The organism is Pseudomonas sp. DF5 (genome assembly GCF_058148225.1).
Window position 1 is genome coordinate 169,191 of record NZ_JBYVYM010000010.1, and the last position, 26,263, is coordinate 195,453.

23 protein-coding genes are annotated in these 26,263 nt (G+C 59.3%); 11 read left to right on the forward strand and 12 right to left on the reverse strand.

Features of this window, described 5'->3' with window-relative positions:
* Positions 1-23: 23 nt before the first annotated feature.
* From acnD to AC30D7_RS11905, 4 genes are all read right to left on the reverse strand, one after another.
* Entirely contained in the window at positions 24-2,618 is a 2,595-nt protein-coding gene (gene acnD / locus AC30D7_RS11890; protein WP_490134182.1) for a Fe/S-dependent 2-methylisocitrate dehydratase AcnD, read from the reverse strand.
* A gap of 201 nt (positions 2,619-2,819) precedes the next feature.
* Entirely contained in the window at positions 2,820-3,947 is a 1,128-nt protein-coding gene (gene prpC / locus AC30D7_RS11895) for a bifunctional 2-methylcitrate synthase/citrate synthase (protein ID WP_490134183.1), read from the reverse strand.
* Between the two features lie 226 nt (positions 3,948-4,173).
* The gene (gene prpB / locus AC30D7_RS11900; protein WP_018925250.1) at positions 4,174-5,064 is read right to left on the reverse strand and encodes a methylisocitrate lyase; all 891 of its coding nucleotides are present in this window, start codon (positions 5,062-5,064) and stop codon (positions 4,174-4,176) included.
* Positions 5,061-5,783, reverse strand: coding sequence for a GntR family transcriptional regulator (locus AC30D7_RS11905; protein WP_490134184.1), 723 nt, complete (start codon positions 5,781-5,783; stop codon positions 5,061-5,063). The genes prpB and AC30D7_RS11905 overlap by 4 nt, the downstream gene beginning before the upstream one ends.
* A gap of 297 nt (positions 5,784-6,080) precedes the next feature.
* Between AC30D7_RS11905 and rloA the strand changes: the two genes are divergently transcribed.
* The 4 genes from rloA to pabB all read left to right on the forward strand — a co-directional run bounded on the left by rloA (position 6,081) and on the right by pabB (position 10,694).
* Positions 6,081-6,617 (forward strand): retropepsin-like aspartic peptidase RloA, encoded by a 537-nt coding sequence (gene rloA, locus AC30D7_RS11910; protein ID WP_019579744.1) that lies wholly within the window; start codon positions 6,081-6,083, stop codon positions 6,615-6,617.
* 5 nt (positions 6,618-6,622) lie between these two features.
* Positions 6,623-8,158 carry an osmotic stress tolerance membrane protein RloB gene (gene rloB / locus AC30D7_RS11915; RefSeq protein WP_490134185.1) on the forward strand — a complete coding sequence of 512 codons (1,536 nt, stop codon included), beginning with the start codon at positions 6,623-6,625 and terminating at the stop codon, positions 8,156-8,158.
* Entirely contained in the window at positions 8,158-9,144 is a 987-nt protein-coding gene (locus AC30D7_RS11920) for an alpha-L-glutamate ligase-like protein (protein WP_490134186.1), read from the forward strand. The genes rloB and AC30D7_RS11920 overlap by 1 nt, the downstream gene beginning before the upstream one ends.
* A gap of 212 nt (positions 9,145-9,356) precedes the next feature.
* Positions 9,357-10,694, forward strand: coding sequence for an aminodeoxychorismate synthase component I (gene pabB, locus AC30D7_RS11925; RefSeq protein ID WP_490134187.1), 1,338 nt, complete (start codon positions 9,357-9,359; stop codon positions 10,692-10,694).
* 110 nt (positions 10,695-10,804) lie between these two features.
* Here pabB and thrH read toward each other — a convergent pair whose 3' ends face one another.
* The gene (gene thrH / locus AC30D7_RS11930) at positions 10,805-11,422 is read right to left on the reverse strand and encodes a bifunctional phosphoserine phosphatase/homoserine phosphotransferase ThrH (protein ID WP_028941075.1); all 618 of its coding nucleotides are present in this window, start codon (positions 11,420-11,422) and stop codon (positions 10,805-10,807) included.
* Between the two features lie 171 nt (positions 11,423-11,593).
* Here thrH and AC30D7_RS11935 point away from each other — a divergent pair, with 171 nt between their 5' ends.
* The 3 genes from AC30D7_RS11935 (at position 11,594) to AC30D7_RS11945 (ending at position 15,167) form a co-directional block, all read left to right on the forward strand.
* Positions 11,594-12,334: a phosphoadenylyl-sulfate reductase gene (locus AC30D7_RS11935; RefSeq protein WP_007942164.1), complete on the forward strand. Its 741-nt coding sequence runs from the start codon at positions 11,594-11,596 to the stop codon at positions 12,332-12,334.
* Positions 12,335-12,839: 505 nt separating this feature from the next.
* Complete coding sequence (locus AC30D7_RS11940; RefSeq protein WP_490134188.1) at positions 12,840-14,381, forward strand: NCS1 family nucleobase:cation symporter-1; 1,542 nt, start codon at positions 12,840-12,842, stop codon at positions 14,379-14,381.
* Positions 14,382-14,438: 57 nt separating this feature from the next.
* Positions 14,439-15,167: an aspartate/glutamate racemase family protein gene (locus AC30D7_RS11945; RefSeq protein ID WP_490134189.1), complete on the forward strand. Its 729-nt coding sequence runs from the start codon at positions 14,439-14,441 to the stop codon at positions 15,165-15,167.
* Positions 15,168-15,274: 107 nt separating this feature from the next.
* On the opposite strand, the gene AC30D7_RS11950 is transcribed toward AC30D7_RS11945, so the two are convergent.
* Entirely contained in the window at positions 15,275-16,198 is a 924-nt protein-coding gene (locus AC30D7_RS11950) for a LysR family transcriptional regulator (RefSeq protein ID WP_490134190.1), read from the reverse strand.
* Between the two features lie 124 nt (positions 16,199-16,322).
* On the opposite strand from AC30D7_RS11950, the gene AC30D7_RS11955 reads away from it, so the two are divergent.
* Positions 16,323-17,069 carry a 3-oxoacyl-ACP reductase family protein gene (locus tag AC30D7_RS11955; protein ID WP_019579736.1) on the forward strand — a complete coding sequence of 249 codons (747 nt, stop codon included), beginning with the start codon at positions 16,323-16,325 and terminating at the stop codon, positions 17,067-17,069.
* Positions 17,070-17,143: 74 nt separating this feature from the next.
* On the opposite strand, the gene AC30D7_RS11960 is transcribed toward AC30D7_RS11955, so the two are convergent.
* Positions 17,144-17,839 carry an HAD-IA family hydrolase gene (locus tag AC30D7_RS11960; protein ID WP_490134191.1) on the reverse strand — a complete coding sequence of 232 codons (696 nt, stop codon included), beginning with the start codon at positions 17,837-17,839 and terminating at the stop codon, positions 17,144-17,146.
* 252 nt (positions 17,840-18,091) lie between these two features.
* Here AC30D7_RS11960 and AC30D7_RS11965 point away from each other — a divergent pair, with 252 nt between their 5' ends.
* From AC30D7_RS11965 to AC30D7_RS11975, 3 genes are all read left to right on the forward strand, one after another.
* Positions 18,092-22,903: an RHS repeat-associated core domain-containing protein gene (locus AC30D7_RS11965; protein ID WP_490134192.1), complete on the forward strand. Its 4,812-nt coding sequence runs from the start codon at positions 18,092-18,094 to the stop codon at positions 22,901-22,903.
* Positions 22,896-23,273, forward strand: coding sequence for a hypothetical protein (locus tag AC30D7_RS11970; protein WP_490134193.1), 378 nt, complete (start codon positions 22,896-22,898; stop codon positions 23,271-23,273). The genes AC30D7_RS11965 and AC30D7_RS11970 overlap by 8 nt, the downstream gene beginning before the upstream one ends.
* Before the next feature lie 239 nt (positions 23,274-23,512).
* Positions 23,513-23,815: a hypothetical protein gene (locus AC30D7_RS11975; protein WP_490134194.1), complete on the forward strand. Its 303-nt coding sequence runs from the start codon at positions 23,513-23,515 to the stop codon at positions 23,813-23,815.
* Positions 23,816-23,898: 83 nt separating this feature from the next.
* Here AC30D7_RS11975 and AC30D7_RS11980 read toward each other — a convergent pair whose 3' ends face one another.
* The 5 genes from AC30D7_RS11980 to AC30D7_RS12000 form a co-directional block, all read right to left on the reverse strand.
* Positions 23,899-24,255 carry a hypothetical protein gene (locus tag AC30D7_RS11980; RefSeq protein WP_490134195.1) on the reverse strand — a complete coding sequence of 119 codons (357 nt, stop codon included), beginning with the start codon at positions 24,253-24,255 and terminating at the stop codon, positions 23,899-23,901.
* A gap of 101 nt (positions 24,256-24,356) precedes the next feature.
* Complete coding sequence (locus AC30D7_RS11985; protein WP_490134196.1) at positions 24,357-24,572, reverse strand: hypothetical protein; 216 nt, start codon at positions 24,570-24,572, stop codon at positions 24,357-24,359.
* 104 nt (positions 24,573-24,676) lie between these two features.
* Entirely contained in the window at positions 24,677-24,847 is a 171-nt protein-coding gene (locus AC30D7_RS11990; protein WP_007940775.1) for a hypothetical protein, read from the reverse strand.
* A 129-nt stretch (positions 24,848-24,976) separates the two neighbouring features.
* Positions 24,977-25,402: a glycine zipper domain-containing protein gene (locus AC30D7_RS11995; protein WP_026331740.1), complete on the reverse strand. Its 426-nt coding sequence runs from the start codon at positions 25,400-25,402 to the stop codon at positions 24,977-24,979.
* A gap of 193 nt (positions 25,403-25,595) precedes the next feature.
* On the reverse strand, positions 25,596-25,961 hold the full coding sequence (locus AC30D7_RS12000; RefSeq protein WP_007940778.1) for a glycine zipper domain-containing protein: 366 nt from the start codon (positions 25,959-25,961) through the stop codon (positions 25,596-25,598).
* Positions 25,962-26,263 lie beyond the last annotated feature (302 nt).

Consider the following 26,263-nt stretch of genomic DNA (forward strand, 5'->3'; position numbering starts at 1 on the left):
GAAATCCCGCGCGGCTCGTCGTGTTAAACGGCAACCGCCGACTCTTCGAGGAAGTCCTGAGCGAAACGCTGCAACACGCCGCCGGCCTCGTAGATCGACACTTCTTCGGCGGTGTCGAGGCGGCAGGTCACCGGCACTTCGACGCGTTCACCGTTCTTGCGGTTGATCACCAGCGTCAGCGTTGCGCGCGGGGTGCGATCGCCGATCACGTCATAGGTTTCGCTGCCATCTATCCCTAAGGTTTTACGATTGGTACCTGGCAGGAATTCCAGCGGCAACACGCCCATGCCCACCAGGTTGGTGCGGTGAATACGCTCGAAACCTTCGGCGGCAATCGCTTCCACCCCCGCCAGACGCACACCTTTGGCCGCCCAGTCCCGGGACGAACCCTGGCCGTAGTCGGCACCGGCAATGATGATCAGCGGTTGCTTGCGCTCCATGTAGGTTTCGATGGCTTCCCACATGCGCATCACTTTGCCTTCCGGCTCCACGCGGGCAAGAGAACCCTGCTTGACCTTGCCGTTTTCCTGCACCATTTCATTGAACAGTTTCGGGTTGGCGAAGGTTGCGCGCTGCGCGGTCAAGTGGTCGCCACGGTGCGTGGCGTAGGAGTTGAAGTCCTCTTCCGGCAGGCCCATTTTCGCCAGGTACTCACCCGCTGCGCTGTCGAGCATGATCGCGTTCGAAGGCGACAGGTGATCGGTGGTGATGTTGTCCGGCAGCACCGCCAGCGGGCGCATGCCCTTGAGCGGACGCGCCCCGGCCAGCGCGCCTTCCCAGTACGGCGGACGACGAATGTAGGTGCTCATCTCGCGCCAGTCGTACAGCGGCGCGACCTTCGGACCGGTGTCTTCGTGGATGGCGAACATTGGGATGTACACCTGGCGGAACTGCTCCGGCTTGACCGAGGCCTTGACCACCGCGTCGATTTCCTCGTCGCTCGGCCAGATGTCTTTCAGGCGGATTTCCTTGCCATCGACCACGCCCAGTACATCTTTTTCGATGTCGAAACGGATGGTGCCGGCGATGGCATAAGCCACCACCAATGGCGGCGATGCGAGGAACGCCTGCTTGGCGTACGGGTGAATCCGCCCGTCGAAGTTGCGGTTGCCGGAGAGTACGGCGGTGGCGTACAGGTCGCGGTCGATGATCTCTTGCTGGATCACCGGATCCAGCGCGCCGGACATACCGTTGCATGTAGTGCAGGCGAAGGCCACGACGCCGAAGCCAAGCTGCTCCAGCTCTTTAGTCAGGCCGGCTTCATCCAGATACAGCGCCACGGTTTTCGAACCGGGTGCCAGAGACGACTTGACCCATGGCTTGCGGGTCAGCCCAAGCTTGTTGGCATTACGCGCCAGCAGGCCGGCGGCGATGACGTTGCGCGGGTTGCTGGTGTTGGTGCAACTGGTGATGGCAGCGATGATCACCGCACCGTCCGGCATCTGGCCGGGCACGTCTTCCCACTGGCCGGAGATGCCTTTGGCAGCCAGATCCGAGGTCGCAACACGCGCATGCGGGTTGCTCGGGCCTGCCATGTTGCGCACCACCGAGGACAGGTCGAAGCTCAGCCCACGCTCGTATTGCGCGCCTTTGAGGCTATCGGCCCACAGGCCGGTCTGTTTGGCGTAGTTCTCGACCAGTTGCACTTGCTCGTCTTCACGGCCGGTGAGTTTCAGGTAGTCGATGGTCTGCTGGTCGATGTAGAACATTGCCGCAGTGGCGCCGTATTCCGGGGCCATGTTGGAAATGGTCGCGCGGTCGCCGAGGGTCAGGTTTGACGCGCCCTCACCAAAGAACTCCAGCCATGCGCCAACGACTTTTTGTTTGCGCAGGTATTCGGTCAGCGCCAGCACCATGTCGGTGGCGGTGATGCCCGGTTGCAGCTTGCCAGTGAGTTCAACGCCAACGCTTTCCGGCAGACGCATCCACGATGCGCGGCCGAGCATCACGCTTTCCGCTTCCAGACCGCCAACGCCAATGGCGATCACGCCCAGTGCATCGACATGCGGGGTATGACTGTCAGTACCCACGCAGGTATCAGGGAAAGCAACGCCGTCGCGCACCTGGATCACCGGCGACATTTTCTCCAGGTTGATCTGGTGCATGATCCCGTTGCCCGGCGGGATCACGTCGACGTTCTTGAAGGCTTTCTTGGTCCAGTTGATGAAGTGGAAACGGTCTTCGTTGCGACGGTCTTCGATGGCGCGGTTCTTTTCGAAGGCTTCGGGATCGAAGCCGCCACGCTCGACGGCCAGGGAATGGTCGACGATCAATTGCGTCGGCACCACCGGGTTCACTTGCGCCGGGTCGCCGCCTTGCAGGGCGATGGCATCGCGCAGGCCGGCGAGGTCCACCAGGGCGGTCTGACCGAGAATGTCGTGGCACACCACGCGGGCCGGAAACCACGGGAAGTCGAGGTCGCGTTTGCGCTCGATCAGTTGTTTCAGGGAATCGGTGAGCGTGGCCGGGTCGCAGCGACGCACGAGGTTTTCCGCCAGCACGCGGGAGGTGTACGGCAGGGTGTCGTAGGCGCCGGGTGCAATGGCATCGACCGCCGCACGGACGTCGAAATAATCCAGAGAGCTGCCGGGTAGCGGTTTGCGGAATTCAGTATTCATCGTCAGGACTCGGTCACGGTAATTTCAATAGGTGGGCGCCTGGCACCGGGCTGAACCCCGACCTCTGTAGGAGCGAAGCTTGCTCGCGAAAGCGGTGTAACAGGCGACATCAATGTTGAATGTCGGTCCGTCTTCGCGAGCAAGCTTCGCTCCTGCAGGGTTCCCGGTTCCTTCAGTCACCAGTACCGGCACCCTCCCCAGTCAGCGTTGTTCGATTGGCACGAACTTGCGCTGTTCAACGCCGACGTACTCGGCGCTCGGGCGGATGATGCGATTGTTGGCACGTTGCTCGAACACATGCGCCGCCCAGCCGGTCAGGCGCGAGCAGACGAAAATCGGTGTGAACAACTTGGTCGGAATGCCCATGAAGTGGTACGTCGAAGCGTGGTAGAAGTCGGCGTTCGGGAACAGTTTCTTCTGTTCCCACATGGTTGCGTCGATGGCTTCTGAAACCGGGAACAACACCGTGTCGCCCACTTCGTCGGCGAGTTTTTTCGACCAGCCCTTGATCACCTCGTTGCGCGGGTCGTTGTCCTTATAGATCGCATGACCGAAGCCCATGATCTTGTCCTTGCGTGCCAGCATGCCAAGGGTGCCCTCGACCGCCTCTTCCGGCGAGCTGAAGCGCTCGATCATTTCCATCGCCGCTTCGTTGGCCCCGCCGTGCAGCGGGCCGCGCAGGGAACCGATGGCGGCGGTGATGCAGGAATACAGATCCGACAGCGTCGAGGCACACACCCGGGCGGTGAAGGTCGAGGCGTTGAATTCGTGTTCCGCGTAGAGGATCAGCGAAACGTTCATCACCTTGACGTGCAATTCGCTCGGCTTCTTGTCGTGCAACAGGTGCAGGAAATGGCCGCCGATGCAGGCTTCGTCGGTCACGCAGTTGATGCGCTTGCCGTCGTGGCTGAAGCGATACCAGTAGCACATGATCGCCGGGAACGCGGCCAGCAGGCGGTCGGTTTTGTCGTGCTGCTCGGAGAAGTCTTTCTCCGGCTCGATGTTGCCCAGGAACGAGCAGCCGGTGCGCATCACATCCATCGGATGGGCGTCGGCGGGGATGCGCTCCAGCACTTCTTTCAGCGCTTGCGGCAGGTCGCGCAGCTTGCTCAGTTTCTGGGTGTAGGCAGCGAGTTGTGCCTTAGTCGGCAGCTCGCCGTACAGCAGCAGGTAAGCCACTTCTTCGAACTGTGCGTCCGCTGCCAGTTCGCGCACGTCGTAACCGCGATAGGTCAGGCCGGCGCCCGACTGGCCCACGGTGGACAGTGCGGTTTGCCCGGCAACCTGGCCACGGAGCCCGGCGCCACTGAGTACTTTTGCTTCGGCCATTGCTGTCTCCAGTTTTTGAATTTGTTAGGGAATCTGCAACTTCTATACGGTTATCTTATTTTCGTAGCAGCTGCCGAGCCTGCGAGGCTGCGTTCGGCTGCGCAGCAGTCGTAAACCCTGCATACGCGGTGTATCTGAAAGACCGAATTGCCTGGCTTGGCGAGCCCTTCGGTCTCGAACGCAGCCTCGCAAGCTCGGCAGCTGCTACAGGGCTTTCATTACTTCTTCACTTCTTCGCCGCAAACAACGCATCGAGCTTCTGCTCGAACGTGTGGTAATCGATACGATCGTAAAGCTCCATGCGCGTCTGCATGGTGTCGATGACGTTCTGTTGCGTGCCGTCGCGGCGGATCGCGGTGTAGACGTTTTCCGCAGCCTTGTTCATCGCGCGGAACGCCGACAGTGGGTACAACACCAGCGACACATCGGCGCCGGCGAGTTGCTCGGTGGTGTACAGCGGGGTCGCGCCGAATTCGGTGATGTTGGCCAGGATCGGCGCTTTCACGCGGCTGGCGAACAGTTTGTACATCTCAAGCTCGGTGATGGCTTCCGGAAAGATCATGTCGGCGCCGGCCTCGATGCACGCGGCGGCGCGATCCAGTGCAGACTCCAGACCTTCCACCGCCAGGGCGTCGGTGCGGGCCATGATCACGAAGCTGTCGTCGGTGCGCGCATCGACGGCCGCTTTGATGCGGTCGACCATTTCCTGCTGCGAGACGATCTCTTTATTAGGACGATGACCGCAACGCTTGGCGCCGACCTGGTCTTCGATGTGAATTGCCGCCGCGCCGAACTTGATCATCGACTTGACGGTACGGGCGACGTTGAACGCCGAGGAACCGAAACCGGTGTCCACGTCCACCAGCAGCGGCAGGTCGCAAACGTCGGTGATGCGGCGCACGTCGGTCAGTACGTCATCCAGGCCGGTAATGCCCAGGTCCGGCACACCGAGGGAGCCGGCAGCCACCCCGCCCCCCGACAAGTAAATAGCCTTGAAACCGGCGCGCTTGGCCAGCAGCGCGTGGTTGGCGTTGATCGTGCCGACCACTTGCAGCGGATGTTCGCTGGCGACCGCATCGCGGAAACGCTGGCCTGGAGTGCTCTTGTTGGAACTCATGACTCACCTCGTTCAGTGGCTGTCGGGTTAGCGCCGTCCTGGTAGTGACGGGCGATATTGCGTTTGGAGGCGCCGATGTGGCGGCGCATCAACAACTCGGCCAGCTCACCGTCACGGTCGGCGATGGCATCGAGAATTCGGTGGTGCTCGGCAAACGCCTGGCGTGGCCGATTGGGCGTGGTGGAAAACTGGATGCGGTACATGCGCACCAGTTGATAGAGCTCGCCGCAGAGCATCTGGGTCAGGGTGCGGTTGCCGCTGCCCTGGATGATCCGGTAATGAAAGTCGAAATCGCCTTCCTGCTGGTAATAGCCGACGCCTGCCTGAAACGCCGCATCGCGCTCGTGGGTTTCCAGCACCCGGCGCAGTTCGTCGATTTCTTCAACGGTCATGCGTTCAGCCGCCAGACGGCATGCCATGCCTTCCAGGGATTCGCGGATTTCGTAGAGCTCCAGCAATTCGGCGTGGCTCAGCGACACTACCCGCGCCCCGACGTGTGGCACGCGAACCAGCAGGCGCTGGCCTTCCAGACGGTGGATCGCCTCACGCAGCGGCCCGCGGCTGATGCCGTAGGTGCGCGCCAGCTCGGGCTCGGAGATCTTGCTGCCCGGGGCAATCTCGCCCTTGACGATGGCTGCCTGAATGCGTCGGAAGACGTTTTCGGAAAGTGTTTCCGAGTCATCCTGAGCCGTGACCGGGGGATCGAGTTGATCCAGCATATTGTCGACACCTTTAAAAGCAATGCCGCAAAAACTAACGAATAAGGCCCGTTACGTCAAAGGATAAATAGATATTGTCGACAATCGTCTAATAACCGCTTGCACCATAACGAAGCAACACCTCAGGTTATAGCCGTCCGTCGGCGCTGGCGCCATAAAACCACCGTGCTAGAATGCCGCCCGCATTTGCTTGTCATCTGCATTGCCTGTCATAAAAAGCGGATAGGCATACGAGGGAGCTTGTGCAGCAATGCCAGGGCCTTGAATTGAAGAACGGACCGCTGCGCATCAGGATTTATGAGACTCAAGCTCTTCACCACATTTCTTTGTCTTCTTGGCCTGTCAGGTTTTGCCGCGGCAGGGGAAAAGACTGTGTACGGCCTCAATGAGTACGCTTCGCTGGATGGCATCAATCTGGAAGTCGCCGCCAAACTCGACACCGGGGCGAAAACCGCCTCGCTGAGCGCCCGCGACATCAAACGCTTCAAACGCAATGGCGAATCCTGGGTGCGCTTCTATCTGGCCATCGACGCCGCGCATTCGCACCCGATCGAACGACCGCTGGCCCGTGTCAGCAAGATCAAGCGCCGGGCCGGTGACTACGACCCGGAAGAAGGCAAGAAGTACACCGCCCGTCCGGTCATCGAGCTGGATATCTGCATGGGCTCGGCTTTGCGCAGTATCGAAGTGAACCTGACCGACCGCAGTGCCTTCCAATACCCACTGCTGATCGGCTCCGAGGCGCTCAAGCGTTTCGATGCGCTGGTCGATCCAAGTCTTAAATACGCTGCTGGCAAACCTGCCTGCGCCACCGACGCACATACCGCAGAGTAATTCCAATGCGCTCTCTTACCCTCCATCTGAAATTGCTGATCGCCATCCTGGTGGTGCTGGGCATTTCAGTTACGGCCTATCAGATTTTCGTGCTCGGTATTCCGGTAACTGAAGACGCCACCGACGACCTGTGGAACATCGATGCCAAGGTCGAGTTCGTCGCCAACGCCAAGGATCCGATCAAGATCCAGATGTTCGTGCCGCCGCTGAGCCGCGACTATGTGAGCCTTAACGAGAGTTTCATTTCCAACAATTACGGCGTGGCGGTGAACCGTGTCGACGGCAACCGCAAGGTCACCTGGTCGGCGCGTCGGGCCAAGGGCAACCAGACCCTTTATTACCGCCTGGTGCTGACCAAGCGCTACACCGGCGAAAAATCCAAGGTCAAAGGGGCGACCTTCCGCGACAGCATCGCCGTCGAAGGCCCGGAAAAAATCGCCGCCGAAGCCTTGCTCGCGCCGATCCGCCAGCATTCGGCCGACGTCGAAACCTTCATCGGCGAAGCCATCAAGCGTGTCAACAACCTCAACGACGACAACGTGAAACTGCTGCTGGCCGGCGATCCGTCCACCGCGAACAAAGCCAAAATCGTCGAGCTGGTTCTGTCCATCGCCCACGTGCCGGTGGAAAAGGTCCACACCATCCGCCTGGTGGCCGATCAGCCGCAAATGCCTGAACTCTGGCTGCGCAGCTTCAACGGCACCGACTGGCTGTATTTCAACCCGGAAACCGGCGAACAGGGCCTGCCCACCGACCGCTTGCTGTGGTGGACCGGCGATGAAAACCTGATCACTGTCGATGGCGGCAAGAAAGCCAATGTCACCTTCAGCCTGAACAACAGTGAAATGAACGCCATTCGCCTGGCCAAGCTGACTGACGAAAACTCCGACGCCAACTTCCTCGATTACTCGCTGTACGGCCTGCCGCTGCAAACCCAGCAGACCTTCATGATCATGGTGATGATCCCGATCGGCGTGCTGGTGATCCTGATCCTGCGCAACCTGATCGGCATCCAGACACTCGGCACCTTTACCCCGGTGCTGATCGCCCTCGCCTTCCGGGAAACCCAGCTCGGCTTCGGCATCGTGCTGTTTACCATCATCACGGCGCTGGGGCTGTCACTGCGCTCCTACCTTGAACACTTGAAACTGCAAATGCTGCCGAGGCTGTCGGTGGTGCTGACCTTCGTGGTGGTGCTGATCGCGGCGATCAGCCTGTTCAGCCACAAACTCGGCCTGGAGCGCGGGTTGTCGGTGGCGCTGTTCCCGATGGTGATTCTGACCATGACCATCGAACGCCTGTCGATCACCTGGGAAGAGCGCGGCGGCGGCCACGCCATGAAAGTGGCAATCGGCACGCTGTTCGCCGCCTCCCTGGGGCACTTGATCATGAGCGTGCCGGAGCTGGTGTACTTCGTGTTCACCTTCCCGGCGGTCCTGCTGATCCTGGTGGGCTTCATGCTGGCCATGGGTCGCTATCGCGGCTACCGCCTGACCGAACTGGTGCGTTTCAAGGCTTTCCTGAAGGAGGCTGACGCCTGATGTTCGGTCTCTGGAAGACCTGGAAAGCCCTGGAGGCCCGGGGCATCATGGGGATCAATCGGCGTAATGCCGACTACGTGCTCAAGTACAACAAGCGCAGCCTGTACCCGATCGTCGATGACAAGATCATCACCAAGGAGCGCGCCATCGCCGCCGGCATCCACGTGCCGGAGCTGTACGGCGTGATCTCCACCGAGAAGGAAATCGATAACCTCAAGGAGATCATCGGCGGGCGCACCGACTTCGTGATCAAACCGGCCCAGGGCGCTGGCGGCGACGGCATCATTGTGGTTGCCGACCGGTTCGAGGGGCGCTATCGCACAGTGTCCGGCAAAATCATCGCCCATGAGGAACTCGAGCACCATATCTCGAGCATCCTCACCGGCCTGTACTCCCTGGGCGGGCACCGCGACCGTGCACTGATCGAATACCGCGTGACCCCGGACCAGATCTTCAAAAGCATCAGCTATGAAGGTGTGCCGGACATCCGCATCATCGTGCTGATGGGCTATCCGGTGATGGCCATGCTGCGCCTGCCGACCCGACAGTCCGGCGGCAAGGCCAACCTGCACCAGGGCGCCATCGGCGTCGGTGTCGACCTGGCTACCGGCCTGACATTGCGCGGCACCTGGCTGAACAACATCATCAACAAACACCCGGACACCACCAACGCGGTAGATGGCGTGCAACTGCCCTACTGGGACGGCTTCATGAAACTGGCCGCCGGCTGTTACGAGCTGTGCGGGCTTGGCTACATCGGTGTCGACATGGTGCTCGACCAGGAGAAAGGGCCGCTGATTCTTGAGCTCAACGCTCGGCCCGGGTTGAACATTCAAATCGCCAACGATTGCGGGCTGACGTCCCGCACCCACGCGGTCGAGGCGCGACTCGAAGAGCTGAAGGCGCGCGGGATCACCGAAACGGCGCAGGAACGTGTGGCGTTCGTTCAGGAACTGTTTGGGCATATTCCGGCGGTCGAGGGCTGATCCAGGACTGCGGCGCCCCATTCGCGGGCAAGCCCACTCCCACAGGATTCGCGCAGTCCTTGTGGGAGCGGGCTTGCCCGCGAAGGCTGACGCCAAATCACCACACCTCTCAACCTTGCCGCCAATCTGCCAATCCCCGACATGCCTCTAGGAGCAAATCCTGCAGAGGACTACAATCGCTCCCCCGCCTCGATGGCTGATCTACCCCGCCCATGTTGACCTGTTCCGTACACCCGCTGCCCTATCGCGCCAACCCTGCCGAGTACTTCGCGGCGATTCGTCATGCCCCTGGTGCCGTGCTACTCGACAGCGGCCGGCCGAGCGCCGAACGTGGGCGTTTCGACCTGCTCAGCGCCTGGCCGCTGGAGCAACTGGCCGTGTTGCCGGATGAAAGCGGCAGCCATTTCCTGCAACGCCTTCGCAAGAGCCTTACACGGCTCGGTGAAGCGACCGTCTCTGACGCCCTGCCCTTCGCCGGCGGCCTGATCGGCTACCTGAGCTACGACTTCGGCCGGCATCTGGAAAACCTGCCGAGCCAGGCGCGGGACGATCTGCAATTGCCCGACGCACGCTTCGGGCTGTATGACTGGGCGCTGATCAGCGATCACCACCTGGCCACCAGTCAATTGGTGTTCCACCCGGCGCTGATCGACAGCAAACGACAACGGCTGATCGAACTGTTCACTCAACCCGCGACCGAGAACATCGAGCCGTTCAAACTGGACGGTCCGATGAGCGCCGACCTGAGCGCCGAGGACTATCGGCAAGCCCTCGAACGCATTCAGCAGTACATCCAGGCCGGCGACTGCTATCAGGTCAACTTCGCCCAGCGCTTTCGCGCCCAATGCCAGGGCGATCCGTGGGCGGCCTATTGCGCGCTGCGGGCGGCTTGCCCGACACCGTTTTCCGGCTTCCAGAGCCTGCCCGACGGCGACGCAGTGCTGAGCCTGTCGCCGGAGCGCTTCGTCAAAGTCAGCGAGCGCCACGTCGAAACCCGCCCGATCAAAGGCACTCGCCCCCGCGGTCTGACTGCTGCCGAAGATGCGGCGAACGCCGCCGAACTGCTGGCCAGCCCCAAGGACCGCGCGGAAAACTTGATGATCGTCGACTTGCTGCGCAACGATCTGGGTCGTACCTGCCGTATCGGCTCGGTACGGGTGCCGGAGCTGTTCAGCCTGGAAAGCTATCCGAACGTGCATCACCTGGTGAGCAGCGTTACCGGCGAACTGGCGGATGACAAGGACGCACTGGACTTGATCGCCGGCAGCTTCCCCGGCGGCTCGATTACCGGCGCGCCAAAGATTCGCGCCATGCAGATCATCGATGAACTGGAACCGACCCGTCGCGGGCTGTACTGCGGTTCATTGCTGTATCTGGACGTGCGCGGGGAGATGGACAGCTCCATCGCCATTCGCAGTTTGTTGGTCAAGGATGGGCAGGTGTGCTGCTGGGGCGGCGGCGGGATCGTCGCGGATTCGGATTGGCAGGCGGAGTATCAGGAATCGATTACCAAGGTGAAGGTGCTGCTCGATACTTTGCGGGACCTCTAAAAGCATCGCGGGCAAGCCCGCTCCCACAGGTTATGTGTCGAGCCACAATTATGCGATCAACACAAATCCTGTGGGAGCGGGCTTGCCCGCGAAGGGGCCATCCCTGACGACTACAAACTCAACGCCCGGTTCGAAGCCTTGATGAATTCCTGTTTCAACTCGGCAAAGCTGTGCACCGCCGGGAACTGCGGGAACTCGCGAATCACATTGTCCGGCGCATGGAACAGAATCCCGGCATCCGCCTCGCCCAGCATTGTGGTGTCGTTGTAGGAATCACCCGCCGCGATCACTCGGTAGTAGAGGCTCTTTAACGCCAAAACCGACTGACGTTTGGGATCTTTCTGACGCAACTGATAGCCCGTGACCCGACCGGTATCGTCAGTGATCAGACGATGGCAGAGCAACGTCGGGAAGCCCAGTTGACGCATCAGCGGTTGGGAAAATTCATAAAAGGTGTCCGACAGAATCACCACCTGAAAGCGCTCACGCAGCCAGTCGACAAATTCGCTGGCGCCTTCCAGAGGCTTGAGCGTGGCGATCACTTCCTGGATGTCGGAGAGCTTCAGGCCATGCTCGTCGAGAATCCGCAGACGCTGCTTCATCAACACGTCGTAGTCGGGAATGTCCCGAGTGGTGGCCCGGAGGGACTCGATTCCGGTTTTTTCGGCGAAGGCGATCCAGATTTCCGGGACCAGCACACCTTCAAGATCCAGACAGGCAATTTCCACAAGACACTCCCATTGGTATTGTTTATGAGTCGAGCGAGCAAAAGGACTGCCGAACTCTAGCGACTCGCCCCCCTCCGTGCAACGCAGAGGACGCGCCAGCCGCCGCAGGATTTTGTTACCATCGACGCATATAGAGCGCCCAGCGCCACCGACCTGTAGGAAGCCGCCCTGATGAGCCCATCGTTCGATGTCGTGGAACTCGCCACGACCTATGCCAACAAATCCGCCCAGGACATCCTGAAACTCGCGTTCGCCGAGTTCGGCGATGACCTGTGGATATCTTTCAGCGGCGCCGAGGATGTGGTGCTGGTGGACATGGCCTGGAAGCTGAACAAGAACGTCAAAGTGTTCAGTCTCGACACCGGCCGCTTGCACCCCGAGACCTACCGCTTCATCGAGCAGGTGCGCGAGCACTACAAGATCGATATCGAAGTGGTGTCGCCGGACTACAGCAAGCTCGAACCCTTCGTGAAGGAAAAAGGCCTGTTCAGTTTCTACAAGGATGGCCATGGCGAGTGCTGCGGCATTCGCAAGATCGAGCCGCTGCGCCGCAAACTGTCTGGCGTGACCGCTTGGGCCACCGGCCAGCGTCGGGACCAGAGCCCCGGCACCCGCAGCGCCGTCGCGGTGCTGGAAATCGACACCGCGTTTTCCACCCCGGAACGTACCCTCTACAAGTTCAACCCGCTGGCACAGATGACCAGCGAAGAGATCTGGGGTTACATCCGCATGCTGGAGCTGCCGTACAACAGCCTGCATGAGCGCGGATTCATCAGCATTGGTTGCGAGCCTTGCACCCGCCCGGTGCTGCCGAACCAGCACGAGCGCGAAGGTCGCTGGTGGTGGGAAGAAGCCACGCAGAAGGAATGCGGGCTGCATGCCGGGAACATCATCAGCAAGTCCAAAGCTTAAAAGATCGCAGCCCGTAGCAGCTCCTGCAGGAGCTGGCGAAGCCTGTGATGGTTTTACTTCAAAAAAGTGTACACAGAAATGTCACCATAAGTGCCATATCTGTGTGCACTTTTAGTTTCAGCGCCCCAAAAAGTTACATTCCCCTGTCCTGACTTCCTCAGTCGAACACTCCGACAAAACCCCGCCCAAAATAAATACCTGTTTAATCGGTCAATTTATATCGTCTTTTTTTCAACTACTTATCTTCAATCAATAACAAAACGAAATTAGCCTTAAATTTTATAGATCACCGACTGGCACAAATATGGCTTAAGTGAATACATGTTTTGTATACAATAAATACAAAAACATACACACACTTTAGATCCGCAAGCCTGAAGCGCCCTATCCCGTACAGGCTGCAGATGCCCCGTAACCAATGACGCTCTTGCTTCCGCGACGAAGATTTGTCGAGCCCACGCTCATGCACAGTCATCGCGGCAACGAGCTTCAGGAGCCTGCCGGAATGCGTACTAGCCTCCCCAATAACAATATTGCGCTGGATCTGCCCTCCCCCCTTTCCACCTCTGTGATTCACGATCAAACGTTTCAACCACCCGTCGTACTCAGCCCCCGCTTGCACAACAAGGATCTTGCGCCGACCAAGGCCGAAGGTCGGCGTTGGGGTCGTTACAGCATCTTCGCCCTGTGGACAAACGATGTGCACAACATTGCCAACTACTCCTTTGCCATTGGCTTGTATGCACTGGGCCTGAGCGGCTGGCAGATTCTGCTGTCCCTGGGAATCGGTGCGGCGTTGGTGTATTGCTTCATGAACCTTTCCGGTTACATGGGCCAGAAAACCGGGGTGCCGTTTCCGGTGATCAGCCGGATCAGTTTCGGCATCCATGGGGCGCAGATTCCTGCATTGATTCGCGCCGTTATCGCCATTGCCTGGTTCGGAATTCAGACGTACCTGGCGTCAGTGGTCTTTCGCGTATTGCTGACGGCGGTGCATCCCGGACTCGCCGATTACGACCACAATTCGATACTCGGGCTGTCGAGCCTGGGCTGGGTGTGCTTCGTGGCGATTTGGTTTGTGCAGTTGGCGATCCTGGCCTATGGCATGGAAATGGTGCGGCGCTACGAGGCGTTTGCCGGCCCGGTGATTTTGTTGACCGTCGCCGCCCTCGCCGGCAGGATGTACTTCCAGGCCAACGCCACCATCGCCTGGTCGATTCGCGAACCGCTGAGTGGCGGTGAGATGTGGCGCAATATCTTTGCCGGCGGCGCCTTGTGGCTGTCGATCTACGGCACGCTAATCCTCAACTTCTGCGACTTCGCCCGCTCTTCTCCCTGCCGCAAGACCATCCGGGTCGGAAACTTCTGGGGGCTGCCTGTCAACATTCTGGTATTTGCCACAATCACGGTCCTGCTGTGCGGTGCGCAATTCCAGATCAATGGCCGGATCATCGAAAGCCCGACCGAAATCATCGCGTCGATTCCCAACACCTTCTTTCTGGTACTCGGTTGCCTGGCGTTCCTGATAGTCACCGTGGCGGTGAACATCATGGCCAACTTCGTCGCCCCGGCCTTTGTCCTGAGCAACCTGGCGCCCAAATACCTGACCTTCCGCCGCGCCGGGCTGATCAGCGCGACCATCGCGGTGCTGATCCTGCCGTGGAACCTCTACAACAGCCCGCTGGTGATCGTGTATTTCCTGTCCGGCCTCGGCGCCCTGCTCGGCCCGTTGTACGGGGTGATCATGGTCGACTATTGGCAAGTACGAAAAGGCCGGATCAACGTACCGCAGTTGTACAGCGAAGATCCCGATGGCGACTATTACTACAGCCGTGGGGTCAATTTGCGCGCCGTGGCGGCGTTCATTCCGGCTGCCGTGATCGCCATTGTCCTGGCCCTGGTGCCAGGTTTCGACAGTGTCTCGCCATTCTCCTGGCTGATTGGCGCCGGGATTGCGGGGATGCTCTACCTGATCATCGCCAAGCGGCAGCCTTACTACGCCGATGTCAGCGGTGAAGCCATCGCGGTCGATAACGTCAGCCATTAATCCTCTTGGCGGCCCGGTGACATCGGGCCGCAATCCACCTCGCTATAAGGACTTCCCATGCGAATTCTCGTGGTCAACGTCAACACCACCGAATCCATTACCCAGGCCATCGCCCGCCAAGCGCAGTCCGTGGCCGCGCCCGGCACGGAAATCATCGGCCTGACCCCGCATTTCGGCGCCGACTCCATTGAAGGCAATTTCGAAAGCTACCTGGCCGCCATCGCCGTGATGGACCGGGTCATGTCCTACGATCAGCCCTTCGATGCAGTGATCCAGGCCGGTTATGGCGAGCACGGCCGCGAAGGTTTGCAGGAGTTGCTCAACGTGCCCGTGGTGGACATCACCGATGCCGGCGCCAGCACCGCGATGTTCCTCGGCCATGCTTATTCGGTGGTGACCACGCTGGACCGCACCGTGCCGCTGATCGAGGATCGCCTCAAACTCTCCGGGCTCTGGGATCGTTGTGCGTCGGTGCGGGCCAGTGGGTTGGCGGTGCTGGAGCTGGAATCCGATCCAGAGCGTGCGCTGGAGGCGATTGTCCGCCAGGCGGAGCTGGCGGTGAGCGAGGACAAGGCCGAGGTGATTTGCCTGGGCTGTGGCGGCATGGCCGGGCTGGATGAACAGATTCGTCAGCGCACCGGTGTACCGGTGGTGGATGGCGTGACGGCGGCGGTGACCATTGCCGAATCGCTGGTGCGGCTGGGGTTGTCGACGTCGAAAGTGCGGACATATGCGACGCCACGGCCGAAGAACATTAAGGGTTGGCCTGGGCGGTTTGGGCGCTAGACCGCGTTATCGTTCTTCGCGGGCAAGCCTCGCTCCTACAGGGGTTTGCATCACTCTGTGGGAGCGTGGCTTGCCCGCGATGGCCTCCCCTCGGTCCCAAGCCGGGCTCAAACTGCACTGAACCGCTGCCCCAACCCCTGCTCGGCAAACTGTTCAATGATGAAGTCGACAAACGCCCGGGTCTTGCCCGGCAGCAGTTTGTGCTCGGCGTAATAGATGGAGATATTGCCATCGTCGACGTACCAGTCGGGCAGCACCCGCTGCAAGGTCCCGGCGTCCAGATAGCCAACGGCGAACGGCATGCTCACCAATGCAATGCCCAAATCCTGGGTCGCCGCCGCGCAGGCTGCTTCCGAATCGCTCATGGTCATTCGCGCCTTGAGCGTCAGCGGGCTGTGTTGCCGGTTGCGACAGGTCAGTTGCCAGGAACGCACGCGCCCCGTCTGCGGCGACCGTATCAGGATGCCATCGTGGCGCTGGAGGTTATCGGGCTCGATGATCGCTTCGTGCCCCGCCAGGTACCCGGCTGAAGCCACCAACACTCGATGGGCGGGCGTCAGCTTGCGCGCCACCACGCCCTGGGGCAGTTCGAATCCACCACCAATCGCCGCATCGACCCCCTGGCCGATCAGGTCGACCTGACGGTTATCGAAATGCCAGTCCGGGTTGATCGCCGGAAAGCGCCGCAAAAACTCTCCGAGCAACGGCACGATGTACAAGCGCCCGAACACCGTACCCATGCTGACCTTCAGCGTTCCCGCCGGACGTCCTTCGGCGCTGGCCAGGTTGGCCACGGCATTCTGGATCGTGTGCAGGCTGGCGCTGACTTCGCCGAGAAACAGCTGACCGGCCTCGGTCAGCGTCAGGCTACGCGTGCTGCGCTGGAACAGCCGCACACCAAGCCGCGCCTCCAGCTTGGCGACGCTCTTGCCCACCGCAGCAGGCGTCAGGCTCAAGCGTCGCGCAGCCTCGGCGAAGCTGCCGACCTCAGCGCTGCGCACGAAGCATTCGATACTGCTGAAGGTTTCCATAAGCGCCACTATAAACTTCTGGTTTACACAGACTATAGCAATCACGGTCTACCCGCCGGGTAATGCGAAGCCGATACTCGACTCCGACAACAAGGCAGCCTGCCTTGAACTTCTGGAGATCGACATGACCACTCAACACCTCAGCGGTAAAGTAGCTCTGATTCAAGGCGGTTCACGCGGTATCGGTGCTGCCATCGTCAAACGCCTGGCCGCAGAAGGCGCAGCCGTCGCCTTCACCTATGTCAGCTCTACCGCCAAAGCCGAAGACCTGCAAAACAGCATCATCTCCGCCGGCGGCAAAGCCCTGGCCATCAAGGCCGACAGCGCCGATGCCGTCGCCATTCGCAATGCCGTCAACGCCACCGTCGAAGCTTTCGGGCGCCTGGACATCCTGGTCAACAACGCAGGCGTCCTGGCCGTCGCACCGCTGGAGGACTTTAAACTCGAAGACTTCGACCAGACCCTGGCCATCAACGTACGCAGCGTATTCATCGCCACCCAGGAAGCCGCCCGCCACATGACCGAAGGCGGCCGCATCATCAACATCGGCAGCACCAATGCCGAGCGCATGCCCTTCGCCGGTGGCGGCCCGTACGCCATGAGCAAATCGGCGCTGGTCGGCCTGACCAAAGGCCTGGCTCGCGACCTTGGCCCACGGGGCATCACCATCAACAACGTGCAGCCAGGCCCGGTCGACACCGACATGAACCCCGCCAGCGGCGACTTCGCTGATAGCCTGATTCCGCTGATGGCCGTGGGTCGTTACGGCAACGTGGAAGAAATCGCCAGCTTCGTCGCTTACCTCGCAGGTCCCGAAGCTGGCTACATCACCGGTGCCAGCCTGACCATCGACGGTGGTTTCGGCGCCTGATACACCGCCCGACCGAAACAAAAACGCCGGCAATCGATTGCCGGCGTTTTTTTGTTTCGGAGATTATCGAATGGTCAGGCCCACTCAAGCGCCGGCAAGCCACATGCACTGGGCTTGAACGCCTTCAACGTACGAAGAATGCCATCGGCGTGTGCGTATTTTTCGTCGGCCATCGCCGCATCCGGGACCGCAATCGCCGTCATTCCTGCCGCTTTGGCTGCAGTGACGCCGAACGGCGAATCCTCGAATACCAGACAATCCCGAGGCGCGACCCCAAGGCGTCGCGCCGCCGTCAGGAAAATATCCGGCGCCGGTTTCGCCGCCCCCACTTCCGGGTCGTCAGCGGTGACGATGAAGTCGAACAGCGCGAACCAGTCGCGGTGCAAGGTGGTTTTCTGACCGAACGACTGACGCGAAGAACTGGTGCCCACCGCGATAGGAATGTTGTTGGCTTTCAAGTGCCGAACCAGCTCTTCTGCGCCGGGCATCGCCAGCGCCGTCGGAAAACGCTCGCGCATCAAGGGCTCGCGGATCACCAGAAACTCTTCGGCGGTGATCGGCAGGTCCAGCGCCTCGACCACATAGCGCGCCAGATCACCCGCGCCACGGCCGATGATGTTCTGTTTGACGCTCCAGTCGAAGGTCCGTCCATAACGCTCGGCAATGATGGACGTGACCTCGGTGTAAATGCCCTCGGTGTCCAGCAGCAAACCGTCCATATCGAAAATCACGGCCTTGATCGGACCGAATTCATCCAGGGGTGCATTCATCGCAACTGATCCGTTTTCTCATGACATCCCAGGGCGGCTCGGGTACGGCCGGATCCGCGATGGATTAAAGGGTTCAGCAGCATAGCGAGCCCGATTGGTCGAGGGCAACGGGCAATCCATGGCGGATGCAAAAACCTGTGCCGAGAGATTTAGCGATTTCCCCTACACCAAACACCTCCTTTCCCGACTTCTTTCCTTTTTGATCCCCCGCAAAGTCTCTCGCTCCAAATTGATCAGCGCGAGGGATTGCGAATGTTCGAACCTGACAAAATCCTGGCCTTGAACAACGCCATCGGTCTGCTGGTGGTCGCCGCCATGAACCCCGGGCAGCCGGACATCGAAGCGCTGCTCGGTGATTTCCGACTCTGCCTCAACGACTACGAGTCCTGGGCGGAAAAGTTCTGGACCGGTAGCGCGCTGAACGTCGAGCAAGTGTTCAAGGTCGGCAACGAAGTCCGGCTCAGCGCACTGAAGGACTCCACAGTTCCTGTCAGTTCGACCCTCGCCACGTGCCCGGCCAGCGGTCCGTTAACCCTCGTGCATATGTTTGAAGCCGCGCGTTTCGTGCCGATCGGCGATACGCCAGTGATGCTCGAACCGGTTATATCGCAGCGCAACGGCGAACTGACGTTCGGGGAGCCTGTCCACGCAACCATCGGCCCCAGCGGTATTCTCGAAATCCCCGAATGCTGGCACGGCCATCGCTATCGCATCACCTTCTTTCCCAATGTCTCCACTGAACACGTCAAAGCGCTCTACGCCTCCTATAAGGGCGTGATCGGCGAGCTGGAAGGCTGGTTGCGCAACGAATGGAGGAGCGAATTCGAGCCTTTATGGGCAGATTTTTCCAATGCAGATTTCACCCAACGCTACGGCCTGTTGCAACAGGCTGACTGGCACGGGTTCGAGCTTTCGCTGCACGGTTTATGGGATGACGTGAAACAGGTCTACGCCCTGATGGCGGACCTGCAAGGCAACAGCGAAAAACTCCTTGAGTACCTCACCCATAGCGAGCTTGAGACGTTGCTGAGCGCCTCGGCTGACACCATTGCCAACGTGTTGCTGATGTTGAGCGATGAGCCATTGATGTTCATCCATCTCGCAGCCTTCAGCAGTTGGCTGAGAATGTTGCCGCCGCAGTACATCGCCGAAGTCGTGGCGCAAATTCGTACGGAAATATTGATCAGTTTCCTGCTGATGTGCCTCACCGGTCCTGCGGGGCTGAAGCTCGGCATGAGCACCAGGGTTCTGGACAAAATCAAGTCCACGCGGGCTCGACAATGGTTGGCGGCGGCCAGTTTGCGACTGGCCGAACTGACGGCCAAATCCGTCCTGACAGCCCACGCTGGCGTCCTCAAGCCGCTCGTGGTCAGTGCGCGCAATGCACCACTGAAACCTGCACCGGCGATTCCACTGCAGATCAGCGCCGGCAATTCACCGGTTGTGCAGGTGGACAATCCGGTTGCCATTGCCCGCGACAAATCTGCTGCGATGACCCGACTGGGCCGTCACGAACCTCACGACGATGCACCGAATCAAGCGAAAAATCCCAATGGCGACAGCGCCGATTGCGCGGCACTAACCTGCACCAACGGCTGCCCTGTGTCGATGGTCAGCGGCGAAGAACTGCTGACCCTGACCGACGGTGCGCTGGACGGGCTGCTGACGTTTGCCTTCACCCGGCTCTACCGCACCAGCGCGGTGGAGATCGATTGCGGGCTGGGCTGGGGCTGGAGTCATTCTCTGGCGCAGCGGTTGGAGCTGGGCGCTGAACAGGTTATCTGGATTGACCATGAAAACCGTCGTACGACGTTTCCGTTGCCGAACGTCGAGCGCCCGGCGATCCACAATAGCCTGTCGCGGGCGGCGATTTACCTCGGGGACGAGCCGGAGGAACTGATTCTCGCGCTGGCTGGAGAATCGAGCCGGTTCTACCACTTTCATAACGGTCGGCTGACGGCGATCAGCGACGCCCACAACAACCGACTGCGCATCACCCGCGATCGCCAGGATCGCATCCAGCGCCTCGACAATGGTGCCGGTCGTTCGCTGCTGTTGTGCTACGAGCGCAGGCACCTGGTCGCCGTCGAATACCAGTCGTTTCACCCCCGCGATGACCTGGGTGAAACCTGGCGTACGGAGCAGACGCTGGTTTTCTACCGCTACGACGCCCGCCAACGCTTGATCGAAGCGACCAATGCCGCCGGGGAAAGCGAGCGTTACGACTACGACGACCACCACGTAATTTTGCAGCGGCAACTGGCCGGTGGCGCAAGTTTCTTCTGGGAGTGGGAGCGCTCCGGCAAGGCGGCGCGTTGCGTGCGGCATTGGGCATCGTTTGCGCAGATGGACACGCGCTATGTCTGGGATGATCAGGGCAGCGTCACGGTCCGGAACATCGACGGCAGCGAAGAGGTTTACGTCCACGATGATCGGGCGCGACTGGTACGCCGAGTCGACCTGGACGGCGGCGAACAGCTGAAAACCTACGACGAGCAGGGCCGATTGGTGGCTGAGCAGGATCCGCAGGGGGCTGTCACCGAATACCGTTATGACGAAGTCGGACGGTTGGTGGCGCTGATTCCGCCGCAAGACGAACCGACGTCCTATGAGTATCGCAACGGTTTCCTGCATGCGCGCTATCGCGGTCAGGCGGTGTGGAAATACCAGCGCAATGCTCAGGGCGATGTCACCGAGGCGACCGATCCGGACGGTCAGGTCACCCATTACCACTACGACCCTCAGGGCCGGTTGCTGTCGATCCGCTACCCGGACACCAGTCGCCATGTGTTTGTCTGGAATGCCTTGGGGCAGTTGCTCGAGGAAACACGGCCGGACGGTGGGCAGCGAACGTATTCCTACGATGCGCTGGGGCGGCAGACGACTCGTCAGGACGAACACGGTGCGCTCACCCAGTACCAATGGGATGCCGTCGCCCGACTGATCCAGACGACATTGCCTACCAGGGCCACCCGCGCGTTCAGTTACAACGCCTACGGCAAGATCACCGCCGAACGCGACGAACTGGGCCGCTTCACCCGCTACGAATACGTCGACGATTTGCACCTGGTCAGCCGCCGGATCAATCCCGACGGCACCCAGCTCAAGTACCGCTACGACAACGCGCAGCTGCTGCTCACAAAAATCGAGAACGAATCTGGCGAAGAATATCAGCTGGACTACACGCCCAGCGGATTGATCCGCCAGGAAACCGGTTTCGACGGCCGCCGCACTGCCTACGTCTACGACCTCAACGGTCATCTGCTGGAAAAAACCGAGTTCGGCGATGACGACTCGCGGCTGATCACCGGCTATCGACGGGATGCGGCCGGGCGCTTGCTGGTCAAAACGCTGCCCGATGGCATCCAGGTTAAATACCGCTACGACTCGCTGGGCCGGCTGCTCGGCGTCGATGACGGCCACGATCACCCGCTGGAATTCGAGTACGACCAGCAGGACCGGCTGATCACCGAACATCAGGGCTGGGGCACCTTGCGTTATGGCTACGACGCCTGCGGGCAGCTCAACCGCCTGCACCTGCCGGACGGCAGCAAACTCGACTACCACCACGCCAAGGGCGGTGCGCTGACGGCCATCGACCTCAATGGCGCACGACTGACCTCGCATACGTTCCTCGCCGGTCGCGAACAAAACCGTCAACAAGGCCTGCTGCTCAGTGAATATGCCTACGACGAACTGGGCCGTCTGAAGGCCCACGCTGTCGGCCACCACCAACATCCGCTCTACCGCCGCGACTATGCCTACAGCCTCAACGGCAATCTCGACAGCATCGCCGACACCCGCCATGGTCAGCGCAGTTACCAGTACGACCCGCTCGATCGCCTGATCCGCGTCCGCCACTCCCGCGACCAACAGCCGGAAAGCTACGCCCACGACCCGGCCGGCAACCTGCTGATGCAGGACCGCCCCGGCCCGACAACGATCAAAGGCAATCGCCTGTTGGTGCAAGGCGACTGTCATTACGACTACGACGCCTTCGGCAACCTGATCCGCGAGCGCCGCGGCACCGCGCAGAAATTGGTCACCGAATACCGCTACGACTGCCAGCACCGACTGGTCGGCGTCACATTGCCGGATGGTCGTTGCTCCAGTTACCACTACGACGCCTTCGGCCGCCGCATCGCCAAAACCGTCGACGGCAAGACCACCGAGTTTTTCTGGCAGGGCGACAACCTTGTCGCTGAAAGCAGCAGCGAGCACCATCGCAGCTACATCTACGAACCCGGCACCTTCCGCCCGCTGGCCATGCTCGACGGCAAAGGCCCGAAAAAAGCCTGCCCGTTCTACTACCAACTCGACCACCTCGGTACACCGCAAGAACTCACCGACTACAGCGGCGACATCATCTGGGCCGCCCGATACACCGCCTATGGCCGCCTCACCCGCCTCAACCGCGACACCCACCAGGTCCTCGACCAGCCGCTACGCTTTCAAGGGCAATATTTCGACGCGGAAACCGGCCTGCATTACAACCGGCATCGATACTACAATCCGGATGTCGGGCGGTATTTGACCCCGGATCCGAGCAAGCTGGCGGGTGGGTTAAACGGATATCAGTACACGCGCAATCCGGCGGGTTGGGTTGATCCGTTGGGGTTGAGTGAGTGCCCTGGGGGGGATGGGTGTAAGAAGCCGTCGTTTGGGGGTGAGGATCCGGCGGGTAAGGTGAGGGTTGATGAAGGAGAGCAAAAAACCCCCAACCCCGCTCAACGACCAGCTGATTTTGGAACAAGAGACAAGCTCAATGAACATTTTGACAAACATGGCAAAGAGTTTGGGGCACGAAGCACCGACGAATATCTCAGCACAGCACGTTATGTTATGAATAACGGAATTAGAATCCAGTACTCTTATAGGAACGAAATACGAACAGGATTTGTGATGTTTTTAGGGAATAACAGTAAGGGAAAAGCAAAGTTCTCATTCGTCGGCACAAATAACCAACAAGAAATAACCACACTGCACACCAAAACAGGGAAAGATTTTTGGAAAGCAATTAACAACGACACTCAAGACAAAACGATCAGGCCCCACGATGAATAATATAAAAACAGCAAAGATTCTTCACATCAGCGATACGAACGAAGAACATGTAACGCTCTTAATTAACAACCACATTGTTGATTGTTTTGTAAACTCATGCCCATACGAAATAGAAATCGGAAAAACATATAGCGTAGAATTGACAATTAATTTATCTGACTCATACCAAATAAAAAAAATCTCTCACCCAGATGTCTTGATCGAGAAAGGCGCCAAAGGTTACGCCTATTTCCTAAACGGAATGTTGAGAAATGGTGTATTTAAATCCTTCACAGACTTTCATGACGAGGATGTACATTACGATCATCCGGAACTCAATGATCAATTTATAAGGTTAGAAGTAGACCGAATTGATGCAAACTTCTTGTAACCCAAAAAAAGCATCCAGAACTGACATAACGAAGTTTGAATCAGCATTCAGCGAACGGAACGGGAAGTATATGAAAGTGGTGCCCCCTCAACCAATGGCAAACCTTGGAAAATCAAAGAGTACGAGACCGTCATCGGTGCAAGCGAAGGAAAGCCAAGTCGCTGGATACGTATAGAACTAAGCGCCAGAACAATTCACGGACATCCGATTTCGGAGAGCGAATTTAGGAGACTGACGAAGTGATTGACCTCACATTCATCAAAGGAAAAATCGCTTACGATGATCTTTCCCCTCTGAAAAATATTGATCCTGCTGATCAAATCGACTTACTCAAAGAAGACATGCTACAAGTAGAATATGCGGGTGCTTTTTTGTTAGATATCGGCTGGTATCCCTCGTTCGACATTACAGGCTCATTTCAAATTAGAGTTATCAAAGACTTTGACTGGGATACGCCGCTCTTTTTTGCAAAGGCCAAAACCACTCAGTTACTAATAAAGGAAATGATGGCTGCGCAAAACGCCATCAATAAGGATCAATAAGCCAATAGTTATCTGTTCGCCAGGATCTGCTCGGATATTGCTCCGAAAGCCCAGCATGTAGCTGGGCTTTCAATCGCCTGTCCTTAACCACCTGAATCAACTCCTCCCCCAGCATTCCTCGATCTTTCACTCACCCCAGAACCACCTGATCCTCCAGACCCACTTCCAGAACCACTCCCCATCGAACTTCCACCACTCACCGACCCGCTGCCCTTCCCCGGGTCGATGCTACTCCCGTTGGCATCACCACCACTCCCACCACCAATGGTGTCCGGCGGCGGCGCTTTCCCATCCGAGGTACCCGCATTCATTTCCGAGTAGGGCGGCATCCCACCCTTATCGACCGGTGCGTCGCGACCAGTAGATTGAGCAAACGCCGCCAATGAACTGATCGACAATAAGCCGACCATCGTAAGCGCCATCCATTTTGACCTGATCATGGTGCATCTCCTTTAAAGAGTGCTTTACCTGATCTCTGGTGGTGATCGCTTTTTAAAGGAGCCGCACAATCGACAATCAGCGATGCACCACCGCACAGGTTTCAACTCGGTTCGCCCGAGGCGTCATCACCGGCAATGTCCGGGTCTTCCGGGTCAGCCTCCACATTACCGCGCCTCACATCATCGGCCGGCACCTGCTCCGCAGCGGTGTCGTCGTCATCCGGCGGGCGCTGGTCGCGGCGCAGCGAATTGGTGGGCGACGGCAGCGGATATTCGGGGGTATCGTCGATATCGGAGTCTTTCGGATCAGCGTTCATAACGCACCTCTCAATGGACCCGAAAAGCAGATCCTTGCCTTTCGAGGCCAACACGACAGACGCGGTTCGATCAGAGGGATCAATCGGTCGGGCCGACTACAAAATCACTCGTCGTCTTCCTCGTCATACTCATCATTCTCCAAGTTGCCCACATCGCCCGCGTCATCGGCATCGTTGAGCGGCACCGTGGCGTCGTCCATCAGAGACCCCGGATCTTCGTTGCCAGGATCGTTGATCGGGCCTTCTTCTTCCTTGTCTTCAGTTTCCGGAGTCATGGCATGTCTCACAACGTTCAGTGTGTATATTAAGTTCGAGACGTCCTACGGCCAATCGTTCCGGAGTCCTATCGATAGAAACGAAAAACCCGGCACTCGGCCGGGTTTTTACTGTCACTCGATATCGAGTTAGTGATTCTTGTACTTATTTTTATGCTTGTGTTTGTAGTAGCCGCCACCGGAATGCGAACTGCCGCGGTCATCACCCATGCTGCTGCCCACCGCGCCACCGGCTGCGCCGCCCAGGCCTGCGCCAATGGCTGAACCAGTGGAGCCACCCAGGCTGTTGCCGATCACCGAACCACCCGCCGCGCCGAGACCACCGCCGACGGCCGCTTCTGTGCGACTGCCCTTGCGCGCACCGACCGCACTGCCTGCCGCACCGCCGACGCCAGCGCCCACCGCTGCGCCAGTGCTGCCGCCCAGTTGGCCGCCGACCACATTACCCAACACACCGCCAAGACCACCGCCGACTGCAGCGTCACCGTTGCCGCCCGCCATTGCGCCCTGAGCGACCAAAAGCCCCAAAAACACCGTGGACAATGTCAAACGCATGAAACGCATGATATGCACCTCTAATTTCCGCATTGGGGGGAAGAACGTGCCGCGGATAGGCATCAGCCTGCATCTGGGTCTGTTATACAGAAAACCAATACCGACTGTATGAGATTTGAGCCACATGATGCAGAAACGTTCCAAAACGAAAAAGCCCGGCATTGAGCCGGGCTTTTTCAGCTGACCTTCAGGATCAATGACCCTTTTTGGACAGGTTGCTGCCTACGCCGCCGCCCAATGCGCCACCCAGGCCTGCGCCGATGGTGGAGCCGGTCTTGCCGCCCAGGCTGTTACCGATTATCGAACCGCCGGCCGCGCCAACACCGCCGCCGATGGCCGCTTTGGTGCGGCTGCCTTTACGTGCGGCAACAGCACTGCCGGCTGCACCCGCTACGCCAGCACCAATCGCTGCGCCAGTGCTGCCGCCCATTTTTTGGCCAACCACGTTACCCAACGCACCACCCAGACCACCACCGAGCGCGGCCGTGCCGTCGCCGGCAGCCATCGCACCTTGAGCAACCAAAAGGCCCAGAACCAGAGCAGGCAGTGTCAAACGCATAACAAGAACCTCAAAAAAGTGGGAACCGAAAGGCCGGAGATTGAATGCTTTAGCGGAGGGAAAGTCCAGACACAAAACCAGAACAACCTCGCCATTGGCGACGGTTGGACAGCGTTTATGCAAAAGGTTTTATGACAGGCAAAAAAAAGCCCGCTGGGGAGACGGGCCAGGGTACTGCTTTCTAACGGATGAGCTGAGACTACGTAGGCCGGTGTGAAAAGTTTGTGAAAAAAACCGACGCTCACAAAGATGTAGGAAATTTCTCAGCACGGCTGTCGAGCCACGTTTCCTGCCCTTCAGAA

Bases quoted from the DNA above. Each gene is read 5' to 3' on its own strand.
- acnD (WP_490134182.1), bottom strand. From the start codon at position 2,618: ATGAATACTGAATTCCGCAAACCGCTACCCGGCAGCTCTCTGGATTAT.
- prpC (WP_490134183.1), bottom strand. From the start codon at position 3,947: ATGGCCGAAGCAAAAGTACTCAGTGGCGCCGGGCTCCGTGGCCAGGTT.
- prpB (WP_018925250.1), bottom strand. From the start codon at position 5,064: ATGAGTTCCAACAAGAGCACTCCAGGCCAGCGTTTCCGCGATGCGGTC.
- AC30D7_RS11905 (WP_490134184.1), bottom strand. From the start codon at position 5,783: ATGCTGGATCAACTCGATCCCCCGGTCACGGCTCAGGATGACTCGGAA.
- rloA (WP_019579744.1), top strand. From the start codon at position 6,081: ATGAGACTCAAGCTCTTCACCACATTTCTTTGTCTTCTTGGCCTGTCA.
- rloB (WP_490134185.1), top strand. From the start codon at position 6,623: ATGCGCTCTCTTACCCTCCATCTGAAATTGCTGATCGCCATCCTGGTG.
- AC30D7_RS11920 (WP_490134186.1), top strand. From the start codon at position 8,158: ATGTTCGGTCTCTGGAAGACCTGGAAAGCCCTGGAGGCCCGGGGCATC.
- pabB (WP_490134187.1), top strand. From the start codon at position 9,357: ATGTTGACCTGTTCCGTACACCCGCTGCCCTATCGCGCCAACCCTGCC.
- AC30D7_RS11935 (WP_007942164.1), top strand. From the start codon at position 11,594: ATGAGCCCATCGTTCGATGTCGTGGAACTCGCCACGACCTATGCCAAC.
- AC30D7_RS11940 (WP_490134188.1), top strand. From the start codon at position 12,840: ATGCGTACTAGCCTCCCCAATAACAATATTGCGCTGGATCTGCCCTCC.
- AC30D7_RS11945 (WP_490134189.1), top strand. From the start codon at position 14,439: ATGCGAATTCTCGTGGTCAACGTCAACACCACCGAATCCATTACCCAG.
- AC30D7_RS11950 (WP_490134190.1), bottom strand. From the start codon at position 16,198: ATGGAAACCTTCAGCAGTATCGAATGCTTCGTGCGCAGCGCTGAGGTC.
- AC30D7_RS11955 (WP_019579736.1), top strand. From the start codon at position 16,323: ATGACCACTCAACACCTCAGCGGTAAAGTAGCTCTGATTCAAGGCGGT.
- AC30D7_RS11960 (WP_490134191.1), bottom strand. From the start codon at position 17,839: ATGAATGCACCCCTGGATGAATTCGGTCCGATCAAGGCCGTGATTTTC.
- AC30D7_RS11965 (WP_490134192.1), top strand. From the start codon at position 18,092: ATGTTCGAACCTGACAAAATCCTGGCCTTGAACAACGCCATCGGTCTG.
- AC30D7_RS11970 (WP_490134193.1), top strand. From the start codon at position 22,896: ATGAATAATATAAAAACAGCAAAGATTCTTCACATCAGCGATACGAAC.
- AC30D7_RS11980 (WP_490134195.1), bottom strand. From the start codon at position 24,255: ATGATCAGGTCAAAATGGATGGCGCTTACGATGGTCGGCTTATTGTCG.
- AC30D7_RS11985 (WP_490134196.1), bottom strand. From the start codon at position 24,572: ATGAACGCTGATCCGAAAGACTCCGATATCGACGATACCCCCGAATAT.
- AC30D7_RS11990 (WP_007940775.1), bottom strand. From the start codon at position 24,847: ATGACTCCGGAAACTGAAGACAAGGAAGAAGAAGGCCCGATCAACGAT.
- AC30D7_RS11995 (WP_026331740.1), bottom strand. From the start codon at position 25,402: ATGCGTTTGACATTGTCCACGGTGTTTTTGGGGCTTTTGGTCGCTCAG.
- AC30D7_RS12000 (WP_007940778.1), bottom strand. From the start codon at position 25,961: ATGCGTTTGACACTGCCTGCTCTGGTTCTGGGCCTTTTGGTTGCTCAA.